Origin of the sequence: Vibrio sp. VB16 (assembly GCF_015594925.2) — a bacterium.
Classification (GTDB): Bacteria; Pseudomonadota; Gammaproteobacteria; order Enterobacterales; family Vibrionaceae; genus Vibrio.
The window spans coordinates 2,075,300-2,098,784 of record NZ_CP087590.1 but is presented as its reverse complement, the minus strand read 5'-3'; the positions used below and the strand labels follow the sequence as shown (position 1 = coordinate 2,098,784).

Genomic DNA, 23,485 nt, shown 5'->3' with positions numbered 1-23,485 from the left:
TAAATTATGAGAGATAGGATTCAAGCACTTGCTGGCGGTATGATGGTATCAATCATCGTACTGGTTATCGCAGGTATATTTATTGGTGTTGGTGCCGGTGTTGTTAATCAAATGACAGCGACCGACTCTGTATTTTTTGCATTCTTTAAACTGATGCTCGATCTTGGTTTGATGGTAATGCGTAACCTACCGCCATTCTTTGCGATTGGTCTTGCGTTCGCGCTGGCAAAATCAGAAAAGGGCTGGGCAGCATTTACCGGTTTCACCATGTTCATGTGTTTTAACGTAGCGATTGGTTCTATTGCTTCTTTCCACGGTTGGACACAAGAAACCACAAGCGTTACGTCATTAATGAATGATTTTGGCTATGAAAAGGTGGCGGCGCAAAACTTCAATTCATTATGGGGCGAGTCTCTAGGTGTTTTTGCGTACAACATGGGTATCTTTAGCGGTATCTTTGTTGGTTGTATTACGGCCTGGATCCACAACCGTTTCTACAAATTTGAAATGCCAGCACTACTGAGCTTCTTCTCTGGCCCGCGTGCTGTTGTTATCTTCTGTTACTTTGCTGTTATGCCTATTGCATTGTTTGTGTACTACGCATGGCCGCCAATCGCTGGTGGATTACAATCTGTCACTACCCTCATAACTAGCTCTGGTATTTTTGGTTCATTCCTATTTGGCGTGTTCGATAAAGGCTTGCTGCCATTTGGTTTACACCACCTAATTGCCTTCCCAATTGAGTACACTCGTGTTGGTGGCATTATGGAGATTGATGGTGTGGTTTATGAAGGTGTTCGTAACATTATGAACGGCCAAATGAGTTCACCGGATGCAACGGGTTATATTACTCACAACTTCACCAGTGGTCGTATTCCTATCCAAATGGGTGGTCTAACGGGTGCGGCTTATGCAATGTATGTGACGGCTAAAACAGCCAATCGTAAGAAAGTGGCTGCCATCATGGTGCCTGCTGTGTTCACCGCTGCCGTTATCGGTATCACTGAACCGCTTGAGTATACGTTCTTGTTTGTTCAACCATTCTTGTTCTTTGCTGTACACGTTCCATTGAACGGACTTGCGTATGTCATTACCGAGATGATGGGCGTATCCATTCAGGGTAACCAGTTGTTATTCATGGTTCCAAACCTACTGCAGCCTGAGAAAGTGCATGCGTGGGCATTGCTATGGATTGTTCCGCTCTACTTTGTTGTGTACTTCTATACATTCAAGTTCTTTATCCTGAAGTTTGATGCTAAAACACCAGGCCGAGAAGAAGATGATGCCGAAATTGCATTATTCTCCAAGGAAGACTTGAAGAAGAAGAAAGAACAGACATCGAAGGGGCTACCGGCTGAAATTATTAAAGCGCTTGGTGGTGCAGATAACATCGAAAACATCTCGAACTGTGCAACTCGTTTGCGTGTGTCCTTGTATGACGATTCGTTAGTGGCCGATGACAAAAAGTGGAAACAAGATTTGAATGCCATTGGTGTTGTGCGGATGACGAATAGTATCCAAGTAATATACGGTGCAAATGTCATTACCATCGCCTCTGGAATCAAAGAAGCATTAGGCATTGATTCTTAAGTAGTATTTAGTGAAATAGATACTGAACAAGATAGCGTATTAATAAACGAAAAAAACCTTCCTGCTACAGGTAGGTTTTTTTGTTTTCTAATAGTGGGCCAAATAAACAAAAACTCAGTGATAACATGAACGTAAAGTCATCGCGCAATGTATGTTCAGTATATTGTCGATGAGCGTAATATTCCTCTCTGAATAGTCCAAATGTAGGCTGATGGTATTTGATTAGTTGACCTAAGAGGCACTCAATTGCTTACGAAAACTCTTCATCACCCGAGGTAAATTGTTTAGAGACACGGAACTGTGGATGACTCCAGCAGCCATATGTTTGTGACCCCCTCCAAAACCAATGCCAGCATCATTGAGAAGCGTTTTAATAATGCTCGCAACATTTGTCTTGGGGCATTCGGTGCGTAAAGATATGTAGGCGCGCTGGTGATGGGGAGTAATAAGAACGACATTATCAATTTTGTCTAGGCTTAATAAAAAATCGCCCAATACACCAAGCATCTGTGTAGAACATCGAGGCAATATACAGTACGTTAAATTGCCTTCACGTTGTACATCATTCAATAGTGTTTTGAAGTCCGACAGATCTTGATATTCGAGTTGGTTCCTAAAAATTTTGTTCGTCAGAATTAAGTTAGCGTCTTTTCTTAACGTTAACATGGCATTGATGTCGGCGGAACCTACACCACGAGTAAAGCTGTTCGTGTCGAACATTAATCCTAAAAGCAGAGCAGTTGAGATAGCTTTAGGGATCTTAATGTTAAAGTACTGAAAATATTCCACCATGATAGTAGCGGTTGAGCCGTAATTAGGCCTTATATCTGCATACCAAATGTAATCTGGCGCGTCCACTTGATGGTGATCAATTACGGCAACCTCAACACCTGGCATATCTGTTACGTTCTTCTCCCCAATACAGCCATCTATTACAATGATTTTATCATCAGGTGTTAACGCTGAATCATTAATATGTACAACGTCAATTGACAGCCAATCGATCATGTTTTTAAGAGATATTCTGTCGATATAACCGTTGTAGACGATTACGCAGTTATACCCAAGCTGTGTTAACAAATAATGCATAGCAAAAGAGGAAGACACCGCGTCATGGTCTGGGAAGTCATGAGGCTGGATAATTACGCGTTTGTTATGGTCAAGTTTTGTTAAAAAACGTTCAAAGAACTGGTTTGCCATAGAGATACCCAAATATTATGTTTTAATTGATCGAGCTGATGAATAAATATTTAACTCAATAATATAAGTCATATTGCCGGCGTATTCAAAAACTAAATACTATTCCATATCTCGAAATGACTATATTAATACGTCGAAGTAATAAAGATCGATCAAAAATATAATTTTATAAAAGAGTGGGCATTGGTCAAAATCCATTGTTGATAGTGTAGTCATTAATGGACAACTAAAAATATTGAAAAATAACTCTACAAATCCGTAAATTTAATTCAACCTGAACAGCCTTTTTATCTTAAGTTCCTAATCTAAATTGTACGATTAACAAGCAAAAATTTCTGTTTGCTTGATGGGTTTTTAATAAAATTTCATAATGAGTTCAATTTATTTTTACTACCCTCATCACACTATTGGAACAAAGTTAATTTTATTTAAATAACACATTTTTGGCCTAACTACAGGCTGGTGTAATCGTGATGTTAATTATATTTTAATGAATTGTTTCACAGCAGGATTGATTCTGTACCGAAATCACCCTTTTATAGTTAATACCTGTTGCACACAAACTGAGTGAGTAACACCTTTAGGCTTGTTAAACTCAATAATACTGGGCTTTGACGAATTTAGTTCAGTGAGAATGCATAAGGAAAATTTAATTTACAATTCTATTTATATATAGAACTATCACTATTTCAATTTCTTTAAAGTTAACATCTAATTTCGTATACATTTATTTAACTAATTAGTTTCATGATGAAAATGACTTATTTAAAGAAATATATCTGCCTTTAATGGTAAATGATAATTTGCTATGTTCTCAATATGATGCTGACATTTTGTTGACATCAACCTGACATTCAACTTTGTTTGAAGTGATGAGGTTTTTTATTCTTAGGTGATATTTTGAACGCATTTAAAAAAATAAACTGCACTGTATTTATATCTTGCATCCTGTTTCTTACGGCCTGTCAATCAACCAGTAAACCTGATTGGTATGAAGTACCTAAGTCTGATACTTCAGAATATATTTATGCTGTTGGTGAAGGTCGAAGCTCATCTCAGGCGAAAAAGGCGGCGGCAAATCAAATAAATGAAAGACTTTGGACTCAGGTTGAATCTTCATTTTATATGAGAGAAACCTCATCGGAAGGCAATAAAAATCAAAATTATCAGACATTTGTAGATAATAAAATAAATACAAAAACGGCCAATTTAACCTTAAATGGCATCGAGTACCTTCAACAAAATCAAAACGACATTGGTTTTTATGTAGAGGCCAGAGTTAAAAAAAGCACGATACGTAAACAATTAAAAGAAGAATTAAGACAACTGAATCTAGCCGCAACTCGAGAATTGAAAGCGCTTAATAATAGTGATTCGTTTTTATGGTGGCTAAATAATAAAGATATAAATGAAATCAAAGAACAAGCGTTAGTTCGAGTTGGCATGTTATCAGTTGTAGATGAAGACAATCTCTATAAAACAGACGACATTTCAGATTTGCAAGAGAAAGTTGCCCAAGTAAAAAGTCAACTTTTTGTTTATATCAAAGTTAAGTCTCAAGACAAAAAAATGGCTTTATTGATGTCGGAGAAGTTGTCCTCTCAGCAAATAACTACCACTTTCACAGGCAATAGACGTACGACACATACATTAACGTTAACGACAGAAAGACGAAAGAATAAAGTTGGTGACGCGTATATAACAACCTTAATTACAGATGTAGTCATGCGTAACAAACATAATAAAACAATAGCGAGTAATGAGATTATTTCTAGCGGTAATTCTGTTACTAGTTACAAAATGTCAAGTGAAGGTGCTATTCGACATTTTTCAGAACAAGTTGAAACTCATGGCTTATGGGAATCAATAGGCTTTAATTAACAATTATAATCGGAGATTTTATAATGTTTAAAAAAACGGCAGTGGCGGCTTTAGTTCTTACGGCGTTGAGTGGTTGCGCATTAACAGGTGGACCAGAACATGTTTGTACTCCTGATAACCGCGTTGAAATTCCTGTAGCAGATGTTGAAGTGAAATCAGCTAAAGATCAACGAGTCATCGTGTTACCTGTTGATATGGAATTTAATGACTCAGCAAAGAAAAAACTTCAGAGCGTGGTTAGGAATGATTTAGAAGCGCAGATTGCTGCTTCTGGTGCGAAATTGGTTGACAGAAAACTTGCTAACAAATTGAAAAATGAAATTAAGTTAGCTGAGCAAAGCGGACGCTACAACACTAAAGGTGTACCGATAGCAGACATCGCGGTTTTGACGGAGATAACTGCTTCAGAATTTAGCAAAGAATACGTTGAGGCACGAACTTGGACAGATGATGACGGCAACTCGCATTATATTCCCGCTAAATGCCGCTTTGAGGTTGAAGTGAAAGGCGTGACTAAAGTTGTGTCATTACCGAGTATGGAATTGATTAAGCGTATGGAGTTAGAAGGGGACCAAAGTACTTCAACTGAAACTCGAAACTCTAGTTGTAAATTCTCTAGTGCGCAATACGCTAGCTTAGCAAGTAAAGCTGCTGCCGAATCAGTGTCATATAACCCTGAATTGAAGAAACTTTTAGCACCTACCGCTTCTGTAATGGAACTTCGTACCTGTGAAGAAGGCTCAATGGTAAAAATAGCGATGGGAAGTAACAAAAAGGTCACACCAGGTGCTGAAATTGCGTTCTCAAAGCGCATGAAAGTTGATGATGAAATTGAAACCTTTGGCTATGGAGAAGGAACCGTCGTTAATATCCCTGAGCATGGGATAAAATCGAAGTATTCTTGGGTTGCCATAGATGAAGAAGTCGCCCATAAAGTAAATAAAGGTGATGTTGTTAAAGTGGTACCTAAAGTTTGTGAAAGTATGCTGGACTTTGAGTGTCAAACCCAAGATTTATTGGGAGTAGATTTATTAGGACTTGGACTATAAACATGAAAAAATTAATAATTTCCGTTGCAGTATTAACAAGCTTATTCGGTTGTGCGAGTAATGATATAACCGTTAATGAAGCTCAAAATTTTGCCGAATGTACATTCCCTGACGCTTATGAAATTGAAGCTCCAGCATGGATTTGTGACGTGATGCCGAAAGACTTAGCTGCAGGCGCAACGGGTTATGCTAAGAAGAGCATTTCGGGCATGGCGATAATGCGAAAAATTGCAGTGAATGACGCACGCACAGCATTGGCTGCGCGTTTTGAGACGGATGTGAATAATTTATTCAAACAGGCGATTGAGAGTAGTGTGTCTACCTCTACTGAAGCTGGTGTGAATGAAGACGTTCAAGAAACCGTTGAAAACTTAACAAAAACAGTGGTAAGTAAGACCTTAACAAATAGCAGGCTGATTGTTAGTCAAGTGAGCCCTACTGGGGGGCTATATGTGTTGGTTGGCATGGACCAAGCCGCTTATGACAGTAATGTTGCAAAGGTTGTTGATGAAGTGACAGGTGAAGACTCAGTGCTTTGGAAAAAATTTAATAATGAGAAAGCGTCAGAAGACATAACGAATGCTTTAGATTCTCTTATTTCAAAATAACAGAGTGTTTTAATTATAAGGCTACCTCGGTAGCCTTTTTATCATAACGTCAGTGGATTATGACGCTAGGGAAGATAAAGGCATCACATGAAAAAAACAACTATCACTTTAGCGATCCTTTCAGTAATACTTTGCATTAATGTAGGGGCGAGCACTGATGGGTTTTCTCAACTAGATCAAGAAACAAAAAAACTTCAGCAGCCAAAAAAAGAAATATACCAAGAGTTTCATCAATATCTTAATAAGTACTTAGATGAGTATGAAGCATGGAGAGATGAATACACCCTTCAAATAGACGAACAAAAGGCTGATCTGATCAGTCAATGGGGTGAAGGTGCCATATCTGGTCAATCAACCCGAGTCGATTACTCTAAAAACAATACAGTACGCACGCAAGTAGACTATGAAAGTAATACAGCAGTTGTATCGGTATTGGTTAATGCGGATGACAATAGTGCTGATGCGAAAGACTTACTTGACTCTAAAGACATTGAAATTGATGGGAATATTTTACGTGTTGAAGTAGATAAACCTGTCGTAAAAACAATTACATATTCGACTGAAAATGAGAAAAAAGAGCGCGCGTTTATTGTAAGTCAAACCAAAGCTCAAATGAATGACCTAGACGTGAGAGCGGAACGATTGATTCGTTCGGCGATAGGAATACCGGATAGTTTTATCTATGAACGAGCTCACAAACAGAAATTGGCATTACTGAATCAAGCGAAAGTTCGCGTAGAGAAATTGACTCAACTTTATAACGAGATGAGGTTGCTCCACGGAGTCTCCGCTAGTGAGCTGAACAATTCGGTAGAGGTACCCAAAGTAAATTCTGAACCTGCTAAACAGACCGTCGCCGTTCCAGACGAAATACCAAGTGTTGAACCCATTAAACAGATCGCTGTCGTTCCAGATGCAGTACCAACTACTGAGCTAACTAAGCCGATTGTGCCAATAGAGAAACGTACGACAGCGAAGAAAAAAATAGTGAGCTATAAAGTAAAGCTACCAGAGAATAGTCTGAAGAAAAGGGCGAAAAAGTTCACGTCATTAGCTGAAAAAGAGGGTGAGGCGTGGAAAGTTGACCCCGCATTAGTGATGGCAATTATGCATAGTGAATCGAGTTTTAGACCGGAGGCAAAATCACATATTCCAGCATTTGGTTTAATGCAAATTGTCCCTTCAAGCGCGGGGCATGATGTCAATAAGCAAGTTAGGAATATAGATTCTCCAATGAGGGCGAAAGATCTGTATGTACCAGAGATAAATGTTGAAACAGGAGCCGCTTATCTCAACATTCTTAATTCTAGATATTTACGTAGTATTAAAGATGAGAAAAGCCGTTTGTACTGTGTTATATCGGCATACAACACCGGTGCTGGTAATGTGGCTAAAGCATTTAATACCAATAGATCGACTAGCGTCAATAAAGCGGCGAAGATCATCAATAAGATGAGCTCGGATGAGGTTTACAACCATCTAATCAATAATCTGCCTTACGATGAAACTAAAAATTACCTTAAGAAGGTGAACGGTAGAATTGCCTTATATAAATAATTGACTGACTGACTGACTGACTGACTGAGTGAATAGATAACTATGTTTAAAATTTTAGCATTAATAATTTTGGTTTTTGGAATTGGGATTGGTCTTTTTCTTGGTATGAATTATAGCGACCAAATAGAAGATATTTTGGGTTCGGATGTGGTGGAATCAATCCAGACACAAGCTGAAGATGGATCTGATGTTCTGATAGAAAAATTAAAAGAAATAAGGAGCTAAAGTGACAGATTATAATGCAGTTAAATCGGCTGATGAGCCGCAACTGAACAGCACGCCGCCGATCGCATCGCCTTTGCGCAATATTGTGAAGGATAAATGGACCCGAACCATAGGCTTAGTTTCCCTTGTCTCTCTTGCACTTGGTAGTTTTAATGACACCATGGAGGCTTTAGAGAAAATATATAACATTTCACTCTCTCAACTCACCGATATACCCTCGAGAAATAAGCTGTCAAAAATTTACATTCGAGCCTCAGCCTCTGTTTTGGATGAGAACTATGGTGCGCCAGTGTATATCAAACGCTCCAGTTCTGATGAAATAATCAAATACTACTTGGATGATAATTATTTGCTGTCAGCTATTACTAGTGATGACGCTATCGTTGCCTACTTAGTTTTTCCTTCTCAAGGCTATGAACCTGATACGGTAGAGCACGCTGGTGAAGAGGATTTGTTTAAACAATCATTTAGCACAATAGAAAGTATCAATGAAGTCCGGGCCTCTTTTGCGAGGACCGGCAACTATTACATTGAAGAAAATAATGGTGGTCAATTCGGATTTCTTTATTCTTCAGTGAGTGGGTTCTCTGAATTTTTGTCACCAATGGCTAGCAATGAAAAAAAATTGTTATCTGATGTTGTTGATGCGCAGATGTTCGAGGATAAATTGGTCGAATCGGTTGAATCATTTCGTGAAAATATGACGCCTAATTTTTTTGGATACACGACACTAGGCTTGGCCTCACTGGAAGAGGCCGTTCTATCTATCTCAGAATACAAGCTTATTCATAAAATATAGATAACATAACAAGTGTTCAGTCAAGGCATCTTACGAGAAGGTCTAGTTAAAAAGGGCAAATATCTAAATACGCTGCCTTAAGCCATAATGCTGGCAAGTATCGCTGATAAAAAACTGACGCATGCAATCCACGTTCTAATGGTGTGCATAGATGCCCATTTTTCTAATATAGGTTTTGCAACCTCGACATCGGTTGTCTTCGAGAATGTGTTATTGGCACTGCGAAAAAAGAACAGATAAAAGCCTAATAATAGTAATGCACTCACTGCACTAATGAGCCACGCAGACTCAACGACCCTGTTTGGGGCTGATACAAAAATGCATGCAAGGATAGGGGAAATGGTTCCCATCACCGTTAATGGAGCAAAGTAGCGGTAGAGGCTCGGTGCCATTGTATGGTGAAGTTTCAAAAAATCTTCTGTCGGCATTTGTCGCCAATAAGGTACGAGTATGCGAGCTTCGGTTAATAATCCACCCGCTAAAAGGCCTGTAGCCACAACCGCAATTAATTCTAATATGATAATGATGCTCCTTAAAAGTACAGGTTTGGTAATAAAGTTCGGCTAAAGGTCAACAGACCTTATGCAGTAATACTTTTTTTAATAATCCAGCGAGCTGTTTTTGTTCATCGCTATCAAGAACGTCAATCATCCCACCCATATTCGCGAGATGCGCTTCCAAAGCGATATCAAGTTCGGTCACGCCTTGAGCCGTCAGTTTTACTTTGCAGCTTCGGCGATCTTTCTCACTGGCGATTCTTTCTATCAAGCCACGCTGAACCAGTATTTCAATACGAGTGCTCATGGCTCCGGACGATATCATCAATGTTTGATAAAGCTCGGTCGGGGTAAGTGGTATCTGGTTGCGACGCAGCGTTGCAAGAATATCAAATTCGATGCTTGTCATTTTTTTCTGCTCGAAGACGTCGTCCAACTGTTGCTTCCAGCACCTGTTTACTCGACGTAAACGACCAACAATCCCCATTGAAGAGCAATCTAGATCCGGTTTAGCGTCGCGCCATTGTTGCAAAATGTGGTCAACTTGATCCTGCATAAATAACTCCTGATAAAATAACTTTTCAAAAAGATACTTGAATAAAAGAAAAATATCTATTACTTTATAGAAAGTATCTTTTACTAAAGACACTTTCTATAAAGATTATCTACCGAGGAAAGAGTATGAAAAGGATTCAATTGTTAGGGACGATGGCGCTTACAGCGATTGCACCCATCATTTGGGGAAGCACCTATATTGTAACTACCGAGTTGCTGCCGGAGAATAGCCCGCTTGTCGCTTCAACATTAAGAGCCCTACCTGCGGGTTTGGTGCTAGTGCTGCTAACCCGAATGTTACCTACAGGACAATGGTGGGGGCGACTCATCGTTCTTGGCTTTCTTAATATCGGCTTTTTCTTTTACTGCTTATTTTTTGCCGCTACTTATCTGCCGGGTGGAATGGCAGCTTTAGTGATGTCGGTCCAACCAATCATAGTTATGGCACTGAGTTACGTTTTGCTTAATAACGCATTAAGCCTTAAGCAAGCTCTCGCGAGCCTAGTCGCCATCGTTAGCGTCGTTCTATTGGTTCTTAATAATCAAGCAGAGTTAAGCGCAAGTGGGATAGTGATGGGACTTTTGGGCACAGTTAGCATGGCCTCTGGAGTGGTGATGACGAAACGCTGGGGCAGGCCGGATGGAATGTCGCTATTAAATTTCACTGGATGGCAGTTGCTATTTGGTGGGTTGATGTTGCTACCTATGGCGATCTGGCTGGAAGGGCCACCGAACGAAATCAGCCTGAATAATGTACTCGGTTATGGCTATTTAAGTGTTATAGGGGCAATGCTGGCCTATTCGTTATGGTTTTACGGAATAGACAAGTTGCCCACTATTACGGTCTCTTTTCTCGGCTTTTTAAGCAGCGTTTCAGCGGTCGTTCTTGGCTACGTTGTTCTGGAACAGTCATTAACATCGTTACAGTTGCTAGGTGCTGTCGGCATTTTAATCTCTATTTGGTTAGCGGCTCCAAGGGCCGCTATCAATCATCCTATTACTAACAATCATCTTATTACTAACAATCACCCTATTACTATCAATAGACCAATTACGAATAACCAAACCACGACAATAAATAACGCTCAAAAGGAATCATCATGAAACTGACCATCATTGCGGGAAGCCAACGCGCTCAATCACAAAGTCTTAACGTGGCACACTATTTAAGTTCTGTTGCTCAACCTCATTTCGACCAGATCAAGGTGTTTGATCTGCATGAACAGAACCTGCCATTTTGGAATGAAGGTGTGTGGGGCGGTACTGATGAATGGGCACCGTGGCGTGAAATGGCGAAAGAGCTTGAGTCGTCAGACGCCTTTGTGTTTATCACACCAGAGTGGCATGGAATGGCGACACCGGCATTGAAAAACTTTCTTTTACTAACCACAGACAATGAACTGGCCCATAAGCCGGCACTTGCGGTCAGTGTTTCCGCAAGCGTCAACGGGGTCTACCCGATCAGTGAACTGAGAATGACCGCGAGCAAAAACAATCACGTTTGTCTGCTTCCAGATCACTTAATTTTTCGTGATATAGAAACGTTATTGGATAAGGAATTTATCTGTAAAAATGAGCATATAGCAGAACGAAGCCAATATACCATCGGTTTGCTTGCGGCGTACGCTCAGGCTCTACAGCCGGTTCATAAATCGATGCTTGATGCTGGCAAACCATTTCGCTACGGGATGTGATTAATTAAGCCTTGTAACCCTATCAACTGGCTGTAATTTATTGAAATACTAGCTGGTATAATTTTTGAGATGTGCTATTGATTATAGAGATCAAATAGAACAGGATTGCAACGGTAGTCGTCGCTTCAATAATTATAAATTGGTTAGGAGAATAGAATGAACTGGTATCTGTCGGTCTTAAAAAATTATGCCGTTTTTGAGGGAAGAGCGAGACGCAAAGAATATTGGATGTTCTTTCTAGTCAATATACTCATTAGCATCGCATTTCAGGTGGTAGATGGCGTACTAGGTACGGTATTCCTAGGGCTAATTTATAGCCTAGCCGTATTTGTCCCTTCCTTGGCTGTAGGGGTAAGAAGATTACATGATGTTGATAAATCAGGTTGGTGGTTATTGTTGGTGCTCATTCCGGTTGTTGGTGTGCTGGTACTGATATATTTCGCAGCGACAGAAGGAACTCAAGGTAGTAATCAATACGGGTCTAGCCCGAAGTAATAAAAATGGCCACTATCACCTAATAGTGGCCATTTTTGTCTTTTTACCAGAAATTACTTGAATGGGTTCATGGCGATTGGTGCGAAGAAGACCTTGAAGTTCCAATCTGGTGTATAAGGTGTATAACCGGATTGGCCAAACTGGTCGTCACTGTCCGCATCGGGTTTTATTACATAATATTGAAGCTCAACACCCCAACGAACCGGCATTTGCCCTACCTTGAACATGCCAATGTAACCGAGGCCAACCGGGACAGTGAATCTATCAGAGCCTTCTCTTTCCCAGTCAATCTGGATGTTAGGTGTCATACCAATCAATGACGTGTTATTCATACGGTAGTTAACAAAGTACTGGATATCAGATTGGCTTGTAGACTCTACAACATCATCGCTACCGCTCACGTCCCACCAATGCTGGGCTAAAAACCCAACGTTCCAGCTGTCTATACTCGTCGGGTTACCAATATCTTTACCGAGACGAGCCACCAATGCTGCCGGACCTACCTGCCACTTATCTTGAGTTAAACCATCGGTACCCGTTGGCATGATAACCGTTGGGCCAACACCCCAAATCCAGCCATCATCGCGGTTAGGCGCAGCAAGTGAGAAGAATACGGTGTCGCCCATGCCCGTGGTTCTATCATTAAAGAACAAGTCATCGGCATTCATCGAGCTAGATGTTCGATCACCGGGTGAACTGTAGTGATTGGCAACCAAACGGTTCACTAGGTTCCATTCACCATCCATAATAGGGACAGGCATGACAGGTTGGAAACTGAGTCGATTTTGCATCTCATGGTGACCATCTTCTTTTTCAAGAAAGGTATAGTCGTTTTGCGTAATCATCATCCATACATCAGAAACGGGATTCGCAGATTTTTTAGCGGCATCTTTCATTGAAAGCTGCTCTTCAGCAAAAGTCGGGGCTGAAAGGGTCAATGCCATGGATGTGATAGCGATAGTGGTTTTTATATGATTCATAAGTCTTATTAAGTGATGTAGTGCTCGTGGCAAAGACTATAGCGTAGTGAATAGTTTTGCACAGAGCGAATTTTGCAACATAGTGTCATGCAAAATATGACATCAGAAATATAATATCAGGTATTAGAAAACAAGGGATCACGCATATCAAACCTAAGCTACGTGTTGTTGCTCTAACGCCTTGATAATGTTTTCTTTAATTAATAAAGCCCACTTCTTGGCGACATATGAAGGTTGATAGGCCAAATAAAAGGGCGTTTCGTTCAGATTTTCTTTGAAGACGTATAGGTCTTGGTAGTTGGTTTGGTCAACGAAATATTCTGGCAGAATACCAACACCAGTATCCGCAATGATCGCTTGATAGATGGCAAAACTGTTGTTGATTACCTGCATATTCTTATGCTTATGATAGCTTCTACCATGTTGTAGAAAGAGCTTTTCCCACGTGTTACTTTTTTCCGAATTCCTCACTATCAAACGGTGGTGTTCGTTGATTTGGTCAAACTGTGAAAGCTGATTTTCTAGCGCGTACCGCTTACTACATAACAAGAGGTTTTTCGCTTCCATCAGAGGTAAATACTCCAAACCGCTTTCGTCAGTATTAATTCTGATGGCGAAGTCGAACTTACTCTTCTTAAAGTCTACCACGCTGTCGGTAAGATCTAGGTTGATGATCAATTTATCCATTTCAAGTTGAGACAGCGTGGGCGTAAGCAGCTTCACACCTAAATCCACAGGTGCTGTCATCTCTAACTTGGTTCGATTTTTATTTAGCTTGGTGTCTGAGACCACCTGATTAAAATTCCGCTCTAGAACAACGTATTCTTGAAAGAGTTTATCGCCCTTAGAGGTCAGCTCTACCTTGCTTCCCTGACCTCGAATGAAGAGCTTAAATCCGAGTTTCTCCTCTAAACACTTGATCTGATAACTTATAGACGATTGAGACACGGCTAATTCTATCGCAGCATTGGAAAAACTAAGGTGCTTCGCGACGGAAGAAAAATAGGGTAGATGGTTAGCGAGATGTCTAAGCATTGAAAAATTCGATATATAGATAGAATTAATCTATTTTATTTATATAGCCCAAATAAGGCAATATATAATCTATCGAAAGTCAATCTGGATTGCTGATGTCTCCTGTAAGAACAAATTCATACGCCGTATCCCTGTTGTTTATATTTAACGGGTGTCTGTTTGGAACATGGGCAGCTAAGATCCCTTTTTTTAAACAGGCTTTCGAACTGGATGAAAAAACATTGTCGATGTTATTACTTGTTCTCGCTTTTGGTGCGGTGGTCTCGTTTCCATTAGCGGGTCGTTTGACCGATAAACTCGGTGTACAGTCCCTATCAAAATGTATCTACCTGCTATACCCAATCCCATTTGTCGGTCTGGCACTGAGCTCTAGCCTTCAATCATTAACGATCTCTCTTTTCTTCTTCGGTTTTTTGCATGGTGCAATGGACGTTGCTATGAATAGCTGGGCGGCAAAAACCGAATCAATGTCGAACAAAAAACTCATGCCTTTTTTTCACGCGATGTTCAGCTTGGGTGCAGGGTTAGGGGCGGCGAGTTCCGTCTTCTTTGTTTGGGCGGAAATTGACACTCTGGTTCACTTTGTTGTCGTGAGTTTGTTCTTCATTCCTTTATTTGTATTACTTGGTAAACCATCAGTTATTACGCAGCCTCAACGAGACTCAATGAATCAACAAGGCACGGTAAAACTGCCTTTCATTTTCCTTTCTGCTGTCGGTCTCATTGCTTTTTGTTGCGCACTTGGTGAAGGCGCCATCGCGGATTGGAGCGCAGTAATTATGCGACAAGAGTTCGGTGCTGACATGAGTTTTACCGGCTGGGCGTATGCAACCTTCTCAATGTTGATGGTGCTTTCGAGACTGAGTGGTCATCTTGTCATCGAGAAAGTTGGCGTGGTCAATACCGTGAGGGGCTGTTCACTATTTAGTTTATTAGGTGCAATGCTAATTATCGTGGTCGATTCCCCGCTTTTTGCCCTGATTGGTTTTGCATTTTTGGGTATAGGCTATTCAGTCATCGTGCCATTGGTTTTTTCTAAAGCCGCTTCAGTCAGCCCTGAAAAATCGGGTACAGCAATCGCATTTGTTGCGACCTTCGCTTACGGAGGTATGTTATGCGGGCCCGTAATTATTGGTTTAATCGCTCATCAAACGTCATTAAAAAGTGCCCTTTATCTGTTGGTGTCTCTTCCTATTTATACGCTGCTAACGTCTCATTTATTGAAGAGTAATGATGTACACGAATCAAAACAAGAAATAAGAATAGGGTAAGGATAACAATGAATAATGCACACGTAGGCGAGATGGTTCTCGATACCACTCAGATTAAAAACGGCGTTACTCAGGTAGCACAAAGGCTCAATAAAAAGTTTGAGGGGCAATGCGCGGTTGTTATCACCGTTGTACCGGGTGGTATACTTTTTACGGCGGATCTGGTGAGAGAATTAACCTTTGATATCCGTATGGACTATATCTCTTGCCCCCATACTCCGGGGGATAGAAACAACGATTCTGAGATTGTGTTTCACCAAAACATTGAACTGAATGGAAGAAACGTCATTCTTGTCGACGACGCGATTGAATCTGGTGGAACAATGAAGCGAATAGCGCATTACCTTAATGACCAGTTTGAGTTGAACTCACTGTTAATCGCGACTCTGTTTGTCAAACCTGGTCGCGTGAACATTCCGGTAGAACAATATTATGCCTATGAGATGCAGAATGATGACCTATTGGTTGGGTACGGCTTACCGTGGAAAGATCGACTGAGGAACCTTCCATATGTGTCAAAACTCGTTAAGTAAACAAGCATAACACCTTACAAAATATCGTTAAAAATAGAATTGAACTTGAAGCCCATCTGTTTATGTCGTCGCTTTTGAGGCTTTTTAAATGGGAAGATGAGAAGGATAATGAAAATGAAGATTGATCACGTAGCCATTTGGTGCCTTGATTTGGAAAAAATGCGGTATTTTTACGAGTACTTTTTTGACACCAAGTGCGATAAGAAATATGAGGACAAAAATGTTGGGTTTGCTTCCTATTTTCTGACGCTTCCAGATGGTATTCGCATTGAACTAATGGCAATGGACTCGGTAGAACTTCCAATATCAGACGTGTATACGCAGTTTATCGGGTTGGCCCATTTGGCTTTTTCATTAGGCTCCGAAAAACAGGTCAACGACCTAACAGAGAAACTCGTGTCCGATGGATATGAGTTATTAGATGGCCCCTGTAGAACGGACAATGATTATTATGTGAGTGTTGTGTTGGATCCAGAAGGCAATCGGTTGGAATTAATGGCGTAATTCCAACCGTGGCTATTACTTGATTCCTCTCTTTTTCTATTCGTAGCAAGACGGCCCGATTTTGAGCATGTAAGAGAAAAAGAACGAGTGACGACTGCTACAGTAGATATTGGTTATACGCATAAAATAAACATAGTTTTAATTATTCACAGGGTGGGCCAAAATGAATAGCGGCCAATCCACCAATCGGGTCACTAGTCAGTGCATGATTGGATTCCAATGTTTTTAGCAACGCAGGTGCTCGGCGTGTAACGTTCAATCCGCTGTCTAAAATACCTTCAGTATTGAGTCCTTTTGATACGCACTGAAGCATCACTCGCCAAATGTTGTCCGCTTTATTAAGAAGTTGTTAGGCTGATTGAAAAGGGAACTCAACGGAATCATCTTGGCTAAGGGGTTCATTATTAAGCTCATCTTCTGTTGCAATAAACCCGTTGCCAATTTTATAGATGTCAAAGATAGATAGCATAGAATTACTTATTTAAGATAACGCGGCTAACAGCCAATCAGGGATGTAAAAGCAAGTACTGATAGTGAAAGCTGCGAAGATTAGCAGCATAAACTGACTCTTTGTTGGCTTCTGGTATAGGCTTTTTTGTGTTTCGATAAACGCCATTTGCTCTGGAGTATTGGTTCCCCAGTAACGACTGGTGAGTAATCCAGAAATCAGAAAGACTGTGGTTCCTATTGGAGCATACCAAGGCCACGATATGTCGCCTGTTCGGCAAATCGCAATGGCAATAATACTGAGAACGCTACCGACGATAACGCCTTTTTCGTTTGCTTTAGCAAAACCAAGCCCCAACACAAATGACCCCAAACGAATCCCAACAAACACAGAAGTAAGGCTGGCTATCGTTTTGAGTACCGATTCATTCGATATAGCGAAGAGAGCAGGAATAACGACGACCGCGGCAGTGACGAGGCTTAGTCTTCTTGCTGTTTTTTCATAATGATCAACGTGCGCATTTTTTCGTACAAAACGCTTATATATATCGAAAGTTGCGACAGTTGCGATGGAATTATAGGTTGAATCGAGCGTCGACATGGCGGCAGCGGCAAGCGCTGACATGATTAATCCAATAACAATTGGGTTGGTATGGTTAAACACGAAATCCAAAATGATATTGTTGCTGTTCTCAAACGGTTTCCCTTGATAGTAAAGATAGAGAAGTACACCGATTATGCTAAAAAATAGGTAGATAAAAAACGCGCCATAGCCACAAAGAAGCATAGATTTTTGTGCATTTTTTACGTCTTTGGTTGCCAATGTTCTTTGAATAATCAGTTGGTTGGTGCCATAGACACTAAGATGTAAAAAAGCGACCGCAACGACACCCGACCAAAGGCTAGTATCAACACCTAGATCAAAGTCTAAGTTAATAATATTGGCTTTCTCCGTTATAGCGGAGACTTGTTGTACAGTCGTTCCGTCTTGTAAGTTGAGCAGAAGAATAACAAAAATGGATATGCAGCCAATTAGAAGGACCGCAGATTGCAGCATATCGGTCCAAATGACAGTAGAAATCCCGCCAGAATACGTATAAATGGCAGTAAACAGCGTGATATAAACGATGGCTTCTTGTACGGATATGGGGAGGATTTGAACCAAGATTAATGAAACGGCATATAAGATGACACCCGCAGAAATACATTGCACCAAGATAAACACGAGCGAATTTATCGTCCGCGCAACGATACCGAACCTATGTTCTAGGTATTCGTAGATCGAGGTTAGCCCTAATTTATAGAAAACCGGAATAAAAAACACAACGGCAAAAAAGATAACGATGGGATAATTTAGATGTATAGCGAACGCTTGCATACCGCTGGTATAAACCCAACCTGGTTGGCCAAGAAAAGTCATCGTACTGATATAGGTCGCCAATATGGACACGCCAGCTGTAAACCATCCAAACTGACGGTTCCCTGTGGAAAAATCGCCTTTGGTTGCACTATGTCGGTTAACTAAGTAACTGATCATTAGTGTTGAAATGGCATAAAGAGCCATAATCGCAAAGCTTGAGTACGTAACCATTTTTGTATTTAACCTATCACTATTACGAATATATTAAGTATCATGTTACTTGTTATTCCTATCATTATAGAAATTACGATGAATTACTAGTCATCATCCAGCGTTTTTTATATAAAATCTTACGACTTTTACGGTAATTCGAGAGATTGTTAGAAAAGGTAGATCGTTGTCACATAAATTGATCCGTTGGGTGCGTAGTCATTTTAAAGTCGATGTATGTCACGGTTTATAAGGTTAAGAAGTGTGTAATATTCACCCACTGGATGAGCGGTGACAACTCACCTAACTCAAGAGATACACATTTATTAAACTTCAGACAGAGGATAAGTCGCTCATGACCGCCAAAATACACATGAACGAAGTACCATTGATACAAAGAATACTCGCTTACTTAGCTATTTTAGTGGGCTATTTTTTCTACTGCTACAATTTTGTAATTGTAGATTATGTTCGGCCATATATTGTAGAAGCGTATGATGGCATTACCTTGGCTGACACTGCACAATTCTATACGTGGCAATCGGTTGGTGCGCTAATTGGTGCATTCAGCTGTGCTTGGGTAGCATCAAATATTGGTAAAAAACCCACTCTTATCGCAATCACAGCACTAAACGGTGGCGCTACCATTATTAATATGATGTTCACTGATTACACGACTTGGGCGTTAATGCGTTTCATCATCGGTATCTCACTTGGGGGTTACTTCACAGTAGCCGTATCGACAATGATTGGTTTGTTTGAGCCAAGTGTTCGTGGAAAACTGACTGCTTTTGCATCAAGTATGTTTTCATTGGCATTGATGGTGATGGGTGCGTATGCAGCATTTATTACCAGTATTGATGCTCCTTGGGAAAGCATTATGTGGATTGGTGGTATACCGCCGCTTGTTGCTGCGGGTGTGATGGTATTTGTACTTCCATCAGACAAGAAGGTCATCGCCTATGGTGAAGAAGACCAACAAGGTACTAAAGACGCGCCTGCGAAGAAAGGTTCTTGGGCTGAGATGTTTAACAGTACCCATCGTAAGATAACCTTATCTTGTTTATTACTCGCTGGCCTAAACTTTTATGGCTACCAATTCTTCGGTGGTTTCGTTACGACTTACCTAAAAGAAGTGCGTATGTTTGATGGCGCAACAATAGGTATTATATTCTCAATTTCTGCATTTGGTAGTCTGTTCGGAGCTTGGGTTTGGGGTGTTATTGCTGATAAATATGGGCGAAAGGTCAATGCCTTTGGTTTTGTTATAGCGGGTGCCATGGCAGCCATCTTTTTCGTCGCACCGAGTGATGTATTCATTGGTAGCGTGAATCTTCTCGCATTATTGGGTCTTATCTATAACTTTGGTCTTTCTTCAAGTGCGGTATGGGGCGGGTACTTCTCTGAACTGTTCCCCGCTCATCTTCGTAGCTTCGGTGCTGCACTATTTCATGGTGGTCGTATTATCGGAATGTGGGCGCCAATGGTGTTGGTATTCATCAAAGATCGCACCGATTTAACGACGGCCATGTGGGGGTCACCAATTGTATGGGTTATTGCTGGACTAGTTTGGTTCTCACTTCCAGAAACACTGAAAGGCGGTATCTTTTACAAAAAGAAAGGTTTAAACGAGCCAGCGACTAATCACTAAACCTAATTAATGCTATTCGTTTACTGGGCGAAGAAGACTTCGCTCAGTAAACGGTATAAAGAATAACAATAACAGGATTGTCCAATGAGTAAATATCAAGAAACCAAGCGCATCGTCCGTGACTATTTTAATGCGATGGAAAATGCCACGTCAGAGTCAGTCGCATCAGTGCTAAAAGACCACGTTAGTGACGACTACCTATGGCGCGGAGTATATCCATTTCGTGAGCAAAAAGGAGCCGACGCAGTAGCGGACTCTTTTTGGACGCCAATCTTAAAATCGATGAATCGTATGCAAAGGCGACAAGATATATTTATTGGCGGTACTAATGAAATTAGTGGCGAGCAATGGGTGATGAGCATGGGTCACTTCATGGGGCTTTTCGATGCTGAATGGCTTGGCATTCGACCAACAGGTAAAATGATGAACATCCGCTATGCTGAGTTTACCTGTGTAGAGAACGGAAAAATTACGAAAACAGGCATGTTTATGGACCTTCTTGGTGTGATGGACCAAGCTGGCTGTTATCCACTTCCTCCGTCCACTGGTCGTCATTTTGTTTACCCTGGTCCTCGAGACCATAACGGATTATTGTTTGATGATGCAGATGAAAAAGAGGGTGTAACAACTTTAGCGTTAGTCAACAAAATGGTAGATGACCTCAGTTCCTTAAATGATAGCGGTGCAATGGGTTGCCCTCCTGAAGTACTGGAGAAAAGCTGGTCTAAAGATATGATTTGGTATGGCCCTTGCGGTATCGGCGCGTCTTATACTATCCCTCGTTATCAGCAACAACATCAACTCCCATTTCGGAATAATCTGACTGATAAGAAGTTTAATGGTCATGTATGTCGTTTCGCTGAAGGTAATTTCGCATGTTTCTTTGGTTGGCCTAATTTGTCTAATACTCCAATTGGTGGTTTTCTTGGTCTACCTGGCGGTGAGATCCGTGCAGACATGCAAGTTGTTGATGTTTATTACCGTAAAGGCGATAAATTATCTGAAAATTGGGTATTAATCGATATACCATATTGGTTAAAACAACAGGGTGTGGATGTTTTTGAGCGCACGCAACAAATCATGAATCCCGAACTTTAAATCTAAGCTATTTTGCTCTGATAATGTATAAAAACGCCCTTATAGTTGAGGGCGTTTTTAATTTAAATGGATTATAAGGTTGTGAATTGACTTCAAAAGACAACCTATTGAAACTCTAACTCAGTGAAAAATATAAGATACTTAGAATCGAATCGAATGACTACGTAGTAGATAATTCTGTTACAATCAGCATGTACTGGAATTATGATGGTAATTGTGAAATGGCAGATAAGAACATAAGTGTGACGTCTAAAGATGTGGCAAAGTTGGCAGGGGTTTCTCAGTCTACCGTGTCTCGTGTATTCATTGATGGCAGTTCAACGTCTGAAAAAACACGGATAAAAGTATTGGATGCAGCAAAATCGTTGAACTATCGCCCAAACGCTTTTGCCCGAAGCTTGACGACGAAAGAATCCAAATTAATCGGTTTAGTTTTTCCAGACACAGATTACCCAATCCATATGGAGACATTGCAACTGATCAGTGCCGAACTCCAAAGGAACGGTTATTCAGCGGTGTTAATCCCATGGGAACGTGATGATAGGAAGCACCGCACAATACCCAATATCTTTCAGTACAAAGTAGATGGTGTTATCGCCGCGTCAGCCCAGTTCAATACTGCAATATACGAAGAGTGTCAGAACTTTAATATACCTATTGTTCAATTTGCTCGAGTGGAAGAAGGAACGAAGTGTAGTTATGCCATTAGTGATAACTACGCGGCTGGATATAAAGCAGCAAGTGAGTTTATTGAGCGCGGAGCAAAAAGGTTGGCCTATATCACGGGTGAAATTCCTACAGTCACCAACGCTGAACGTTTAGCGGGTTTTTCTGATGCGACGCGAGAACTGCTTGGGATAGAACCTGTCTACGTTGAGTCGAATTACGATTACAATTTGGCGCAGAATCAAATTAAACACATGTTAGGTCAACAAAATGCGCCAGATGCCGTATTTTGTGCAACCGATATTATTGCAATCTCATTGATGGACTTAGCTAAATATGAGCTAGACATATCGATTCCGAATGAACTTCAAGTCATTGGTTTTGACAACATCTCACAGGCCGATTGGATGAGTTATCAACTCACTTCATTTAAGCAAGATTACAAGCGACTTGCTCGAGAAACGGTAAAAATCGTCGTTAACCAGATACAAGAACAGGACGATACCCTCGTAAAGTTAATGATTCCCGTTGAACTGATAGAAAGGAAGTCTTTAAGACCTAGGCAACAATAAAGGCTGCTTTGGCTTGGCAATAGTGCTGTCCTTGTGTACCCATTAGCTTTGCGATTATAGTGCTATGTTAGTCGCTTCGATGACGGTTAACTTGTCCCTTTAGGGCGTAAATGACAAGGAACCATCAGAGTGACATCGCAACTCTAATGCTTGCTGTACAAAGTCTTTAATACCGGGTAACACACTTCGGTTTTTTAGCCAGGAGACGTGCTCTTCTACCGCATTGTCTACCTCTTTAATCGGCCTGATACAAAATCGCGGATCGGAATGTATATCATTTTCCAAGACAAAACCTATCCCTAGGTTGTAAGCGACTGCTTCACAAATCTCCTGACGATTATCCATTACTATCGATGTATTGGGTTGCAAGTTGAGGTGGTTGAAGTAATCGTCAACCACACTTTGAGTACAGGTAAACGGACGGGAGTAGATGAGTGACTCGCGCGAGAGTTGTTCAAATGAAACTTCTGAACACTGTGCAAGAGGATGGGCGAGGGGAATAATAGCGACGAGAGAATGGGTATGAAAAGGAAGTTTGGATACCCCGTTTAAATCGTCACGCATGGGGCACAATGCGATATCGACCTCTCGTTTGAGCAATAGGTCACAACACTCTGCGGTCGGCGCGGAAATGAGCTTTAATGTAACATCAGGAAAGCGCTGACGAAATTGCGCGATCAGCGGCATAAAGACAAGCGTAGAAGCCGTGGCAACCTTCAAGGTCACGTTTCCAAGGTGTTTATCTGGGTTGGCTAATACATCGATGGCCTTGTCGAGGTCTTCGTATTGACAAGAGAGGTGGTAAAGCCGCTTGCCCAATTCTGTGGGGCTCACCCCTTTGCTAAATCGTTCGAGCAAAGGATACTCAAAACGACTTTCTAGCTTTCGGATTTGGGCGGTAACGGCGGGTTGGCTGACGTTAAGTTTTTCAGCCGCACGGCTAAAGTTACCGCATTTTATGATGGCGTTATACGCCCGGATCTCGGAAAGAGAGTAATCCATCAAAAC

The 23,485-nt window shown here is 40.9% G+C and carries 23 protein-coding genes and 1 pseudogene; 16 read left to right on the top strand and 8 right to left on the bottom strand.

The window, feature by feature from the left end:
* Positions 1–6 precede the first annotated feature (6 nt).
* The gene (locus tag IUZ65_RS09540) at positions 7–1,590 is read left to right on the top strand and encodes a PTS transporter subunit EIIC (protein ID WP_195703512.1); all 1,584 of its coding nucleotides are present in this window, start codon (positions 7–9) and stop codon (positions 1,588–1,590) included.
* Positions 1,591–1,821: 231 nt separating this feature from the next.
* Here IUZ65_RS09540 and IUZ65_RS09535 read toward each other — a convergent pair whose 3' ends face one another.
* Positions 1,822–2,790: a DHH family phosphoesterase gene (locus IUZ65_RS09535; protein ID WP_195703511.1), complete on the bottom strand. Its 969-nt coding sequence runs from the start codon at positions 2,788–2,790 to the stop codon at positions 1,822–1,824.
* 900 nt (positions 2,791–3,690) lie between these two features.
* Between IUZ65_RS09535 and IUZ65_RS09530 the strand changes: the two genes are divergently transcribed.
* The 6 genes from IUZ65_RS09530 (at position 3,691) to IUZ65_RS09505 (ending at position 8,909) form a co-directional block, all read left to right on the top strand.
* Entirely contained in the window at positions 3,691–4,671 is a 981-nt protein-coding gene (locus IUZ65_RS09530) for an LPP20 family lipoprotein (RefSeq protein WP_195703510.1), read from the top strand.
* 23 nt (positions 4,672–4,694) lie between these two features.
* A complete protein-coding gene (locus tag IUZ65_RS09525; protein WP_195703509.1) occupies positions 4,695–5,720 on the top strand; it encodes a hypothetical protein in 1,026 nt (341 codons plus the stop codon).
* A 2-nt stretch (positions 5,721–5,722) separates the two neighbouring features.
* On the top strand, positions 5,723–6,328 hold the full coding sequence (locus IUZ65_RS09520) for an LPP20 family lipoprotein (protein WP_195703508.1): 606 nt from the start codon (positions 5,723–5,725) through the stop codon (positions 6,326–6,328).
* A gap of 87 nt (positions 6,329–6,415) precedes the next feature.
* The gene (locus IUZ65_RS09515; RefSeq protein WP_195703507.1) at positions 6,416–7,885 is read left to right on the top strand and encodes a transglycosylase SLT domain-containing protein; all 1,470 of its coding nucleotides are present in this window, start codon (positions 6,416–6,418) and stop codon (positions 7,883–7,885) included.
* A gap of 42 nt (positions 7,886–7,927) precedes the next feature.
* Entirely contained in the window at positions 7,928–8,110 is a 183-nt protein-coding gene (locus IUZ65_RS09510) for a hypothetical protein (protein ID WP_195703506.1), read from the top strand.
* Positions 8,111–8,153: 43 nt separating this feature from the next.
* Positions 8,154–8,909, top strand: coding sequence for an ETEC_3214 domain-containing protein (locus tag IUZ65_RS09505; RefSeq protein ID WP_229638143.1), 756 nt, complete (start codon positions 8,154–8,156; stop codon positions 8,907–8,909).
* A gap of 77 nt (positions 8,910–8,986) precedes the next feature.
* On the opposite strand, the gene IUZ65_RS09500 is transcribed toward IUZ65_RS09505, so the two are convergent.
* Complete coding sequence (locus IUZ65_RS09500; RefSeq protein ID WP_195703505.1) at positions 8,987–9,406, bottom strand: DUF1772 domain-containing protein; 420 nt, start codon at positions 9,404–9,406, stop codon at positions 8,987–8,989.
* A gap of 73 nt (positions 9,407–9,479) precedes the next feature.
* Positions 9,480–9,962, bottom strand: coding sequence for a MarR family winged helix-turn-helix transcriptional regulator (locus tag IUZ65_RS09495; protein WP_195703504.1), 483 nt, complete (start codon positions 9,960–9,962; stop codon positions 9,480–9,482).
* Positions 9,963–10,087: 125 nt separating this feature from the next.
* On the opposite strand from IUZ65_RS09495, the gene IUZ65_RS09490 reads away from it, so the two are divergent.
* The 3 genes from IUZ65_RS09490 to IUZ65_RS09480 all read left to right on the top strand — a co-directional run bounded on the left by IUZ65_RS09490 (position 10,088) and on the right by IUZ65_RS09480 (position 12,150).
* Positions 10,088–11,065 carry an EamA family transporter gene (locus IUZ65_RS09490; protein ID WP_195703503.1) on the top strand — a complete coding sequence of 326 codons (978 nt, stop codon included), beginning with the start codon at positions 10,088–10,090 and terminating at the stop codon, positions 11,063–11,065.
* Positions 11,062–11,655 carry an NADPH-dependent FMN reductase gene (locus tag IUZ65_RS09485; RefSeq protein WP_195703502.1) on the top strand — a complete coding sequence of 198 codons (594 nt, stop codon included), beginning with the start codon at positions 11,062–11,064 and terminating at the stop codon, positions 11,653–11,655. The genes IUZ65_RS09490 and IUZ65_RS09485 overlap by 4 nt, the downstream gene beginning before the upstream one ends.
* Before the next feature lie 156 nt (positions 11,656–11,811).
* Entirely contained in the window at positions 11,812–12,150 is a 339-nt protein-coding gene (locus IUZ65_RS09480; protein WP_195703501.1) for a DUF805 domain-containing protein, read from the top strand.
* A 53-nt stretch (positions 12,151–12,203) separates the two neighbouring features.
* On the opposite strand, the gene IUZ65_RS09475 is transcribed toward IUZ65_RS09480, so the two are convergent.
* Together IUZ65_RS09475 and IUZ65_RS09470 are read right to left on the bottom strand one after the other, a co-directional pair.
* Positions 12,204–13,130 carry a hypothetical protein gene (locus IUZ65_RS09475; RefSeq protein WP_195703500.1) on the bottom strand — a complete coding sequence of 309 codons (927 nt, stop codon included), beginning with the start codon at positions 13,128–13,130 and terminating at the stop codon, positions 12,204–12,206.
* Between the two features lie 153 nt (positions 13,131–13,283).
* Positions 13,284–14,165, bottom strand: a complete 882-nt coding sequence (locus IUZ65_RS09470; RefSeq protein ID WP_195703499.1) for a LysR family transcriptional regulator — start codon at positions 14,163–14,165, stop codon at positions 13,284–13,286.
* A 95-nt stretch (positions 14,166–14,260) separates the two neighbouring features.
* Here IUZ65_RS09470 and IUZ65_RS09465 point away from each other — a divergent pair, with 95 nt between their 5' ends.
* The 3 genes from IUZ65_RS09465 to IUZ65_RS09455 all read left to right on the top strand — a co-directional run bounded on the left by IUZ65_RS09465 (position 14,261) and on the right by IUZ65_RS09455 (position 16,473).
* Positions 14,261–15,436 (top strand): MFS transporter, encoded by a 1,176-nt coding sequence (locus tag IUZ65_RS09465; protein ID WP_195703498.1) that lies wholly within the window; start codon positions 14,261–14,263, stop codon positions 15,434–15,436.
* Positions 15,437–15,444: 8 nt separating this feature from the next.
* Entirely contained in the window at positions 15,445–15,969 is a 525-nt protein-coding gene (locus IUZ65_RS09460) for a phosphoribosyltransferase (protein WP_195703497.1), read from the top strand.
* Positions 15,970–16,083: 114 nt separating this feature from the next.
* Positions 16,084–16,473, top strand: a complete 390-nt coding sequence (locus IUZ65_RS09455) for a VOC family protein (protein WP_195703496.1) — start codon at positions 16,084–16,086, stop codon at positions 16,471–16,473.
* A gap of 184 nt (positions 16,474–16,657) precedes the next feature.
* Here IUZ65_RS09455 and IUZ65_RS09450 read toward each other — a convergent pair.
* Both IUZ65_RS09450 and IUZ65_RS09445 read right to left on the bottom strand, forming a co-directional pair.
* A pseudogene (locus IUZ65_RS09450) lies at positions 16,658–16,819 on the bottom strand (L-serine ammonia-lyase); the annotation flags it as partial.
* 135 nt (positions 16,820–16,954) lie between these two features.
* Complete coding sequence (locus tag IUZ65_RS09445; RefSeq protein WP_195703494.1) at positions 16,955–18,511, bottom strand: sodium:solute symporter family transporter; 1,557 nt, start codon at positions 18,509–18,511, stop codon at positions 16,955–16,957.
* A 334-nt stretch (positions 18,512–18,845) separates the two neighbouring features.
* On the opposite strand from IUZ65_RS09445, the gene IUZ65_RS09440 reads away from it, so the two are divergent.
* The 3 genes from IUZ65_RS09440 (at position 18,846) to IUZ65_RS09430 (ending at position 22,477) form a co-directional block, all read left to right on the top strand.
* On the top strand, positions 18,846–20,141 hold the full coding sequence (locus IUZ65_RS09440) for an MFS transporter (protein WP_195703493.1): 1,296 nt from the start codon (positions 18,846–18,848) through the stop codon (positions 20,139–20,141).
* Positions 20,142–20,225: 84 nt separating this feature from the next.
* Entirely contained in the window at positions 20,226–21,239 is a 1,014-nt protein-coding gene (locus IUZ65_RS09435; protein ID WP_195703492.1) for a nuclear transport factor 2 family protein, read from the top strand.
* A gap of 221 nt (positions 21,240–21,460) precedes the next feature.
* Positions 21,461–22,477, top strand: coding sequence for a LacI family DNA-binding transcriptional regulator (locus tag IUZ65_RS09430; RefSeq protein WP_195703491.1), 1,017 nt, complete (start codon positions 21,461–21,463; stop codon positions 22,475–22,477).
* Between the two features lie 99 nt (positions 22,478–22,576).
* On the opposite strand, the gene IUZ65_RS09425 is transcribed toward IUZ65_RS09430, so the two are convergent.
* A complete protein-coding gene (locus tag IUZ65_RS09425; protein WP_195703490.1) occupies positions 22,577–23,479 on the bottom strand; it encodes a LysR family transcriptional regulator in 903 nt (300 codons plus the stop codon).
* Positions 23,480–23,485 lie beyond the last annotated feature (6 nt).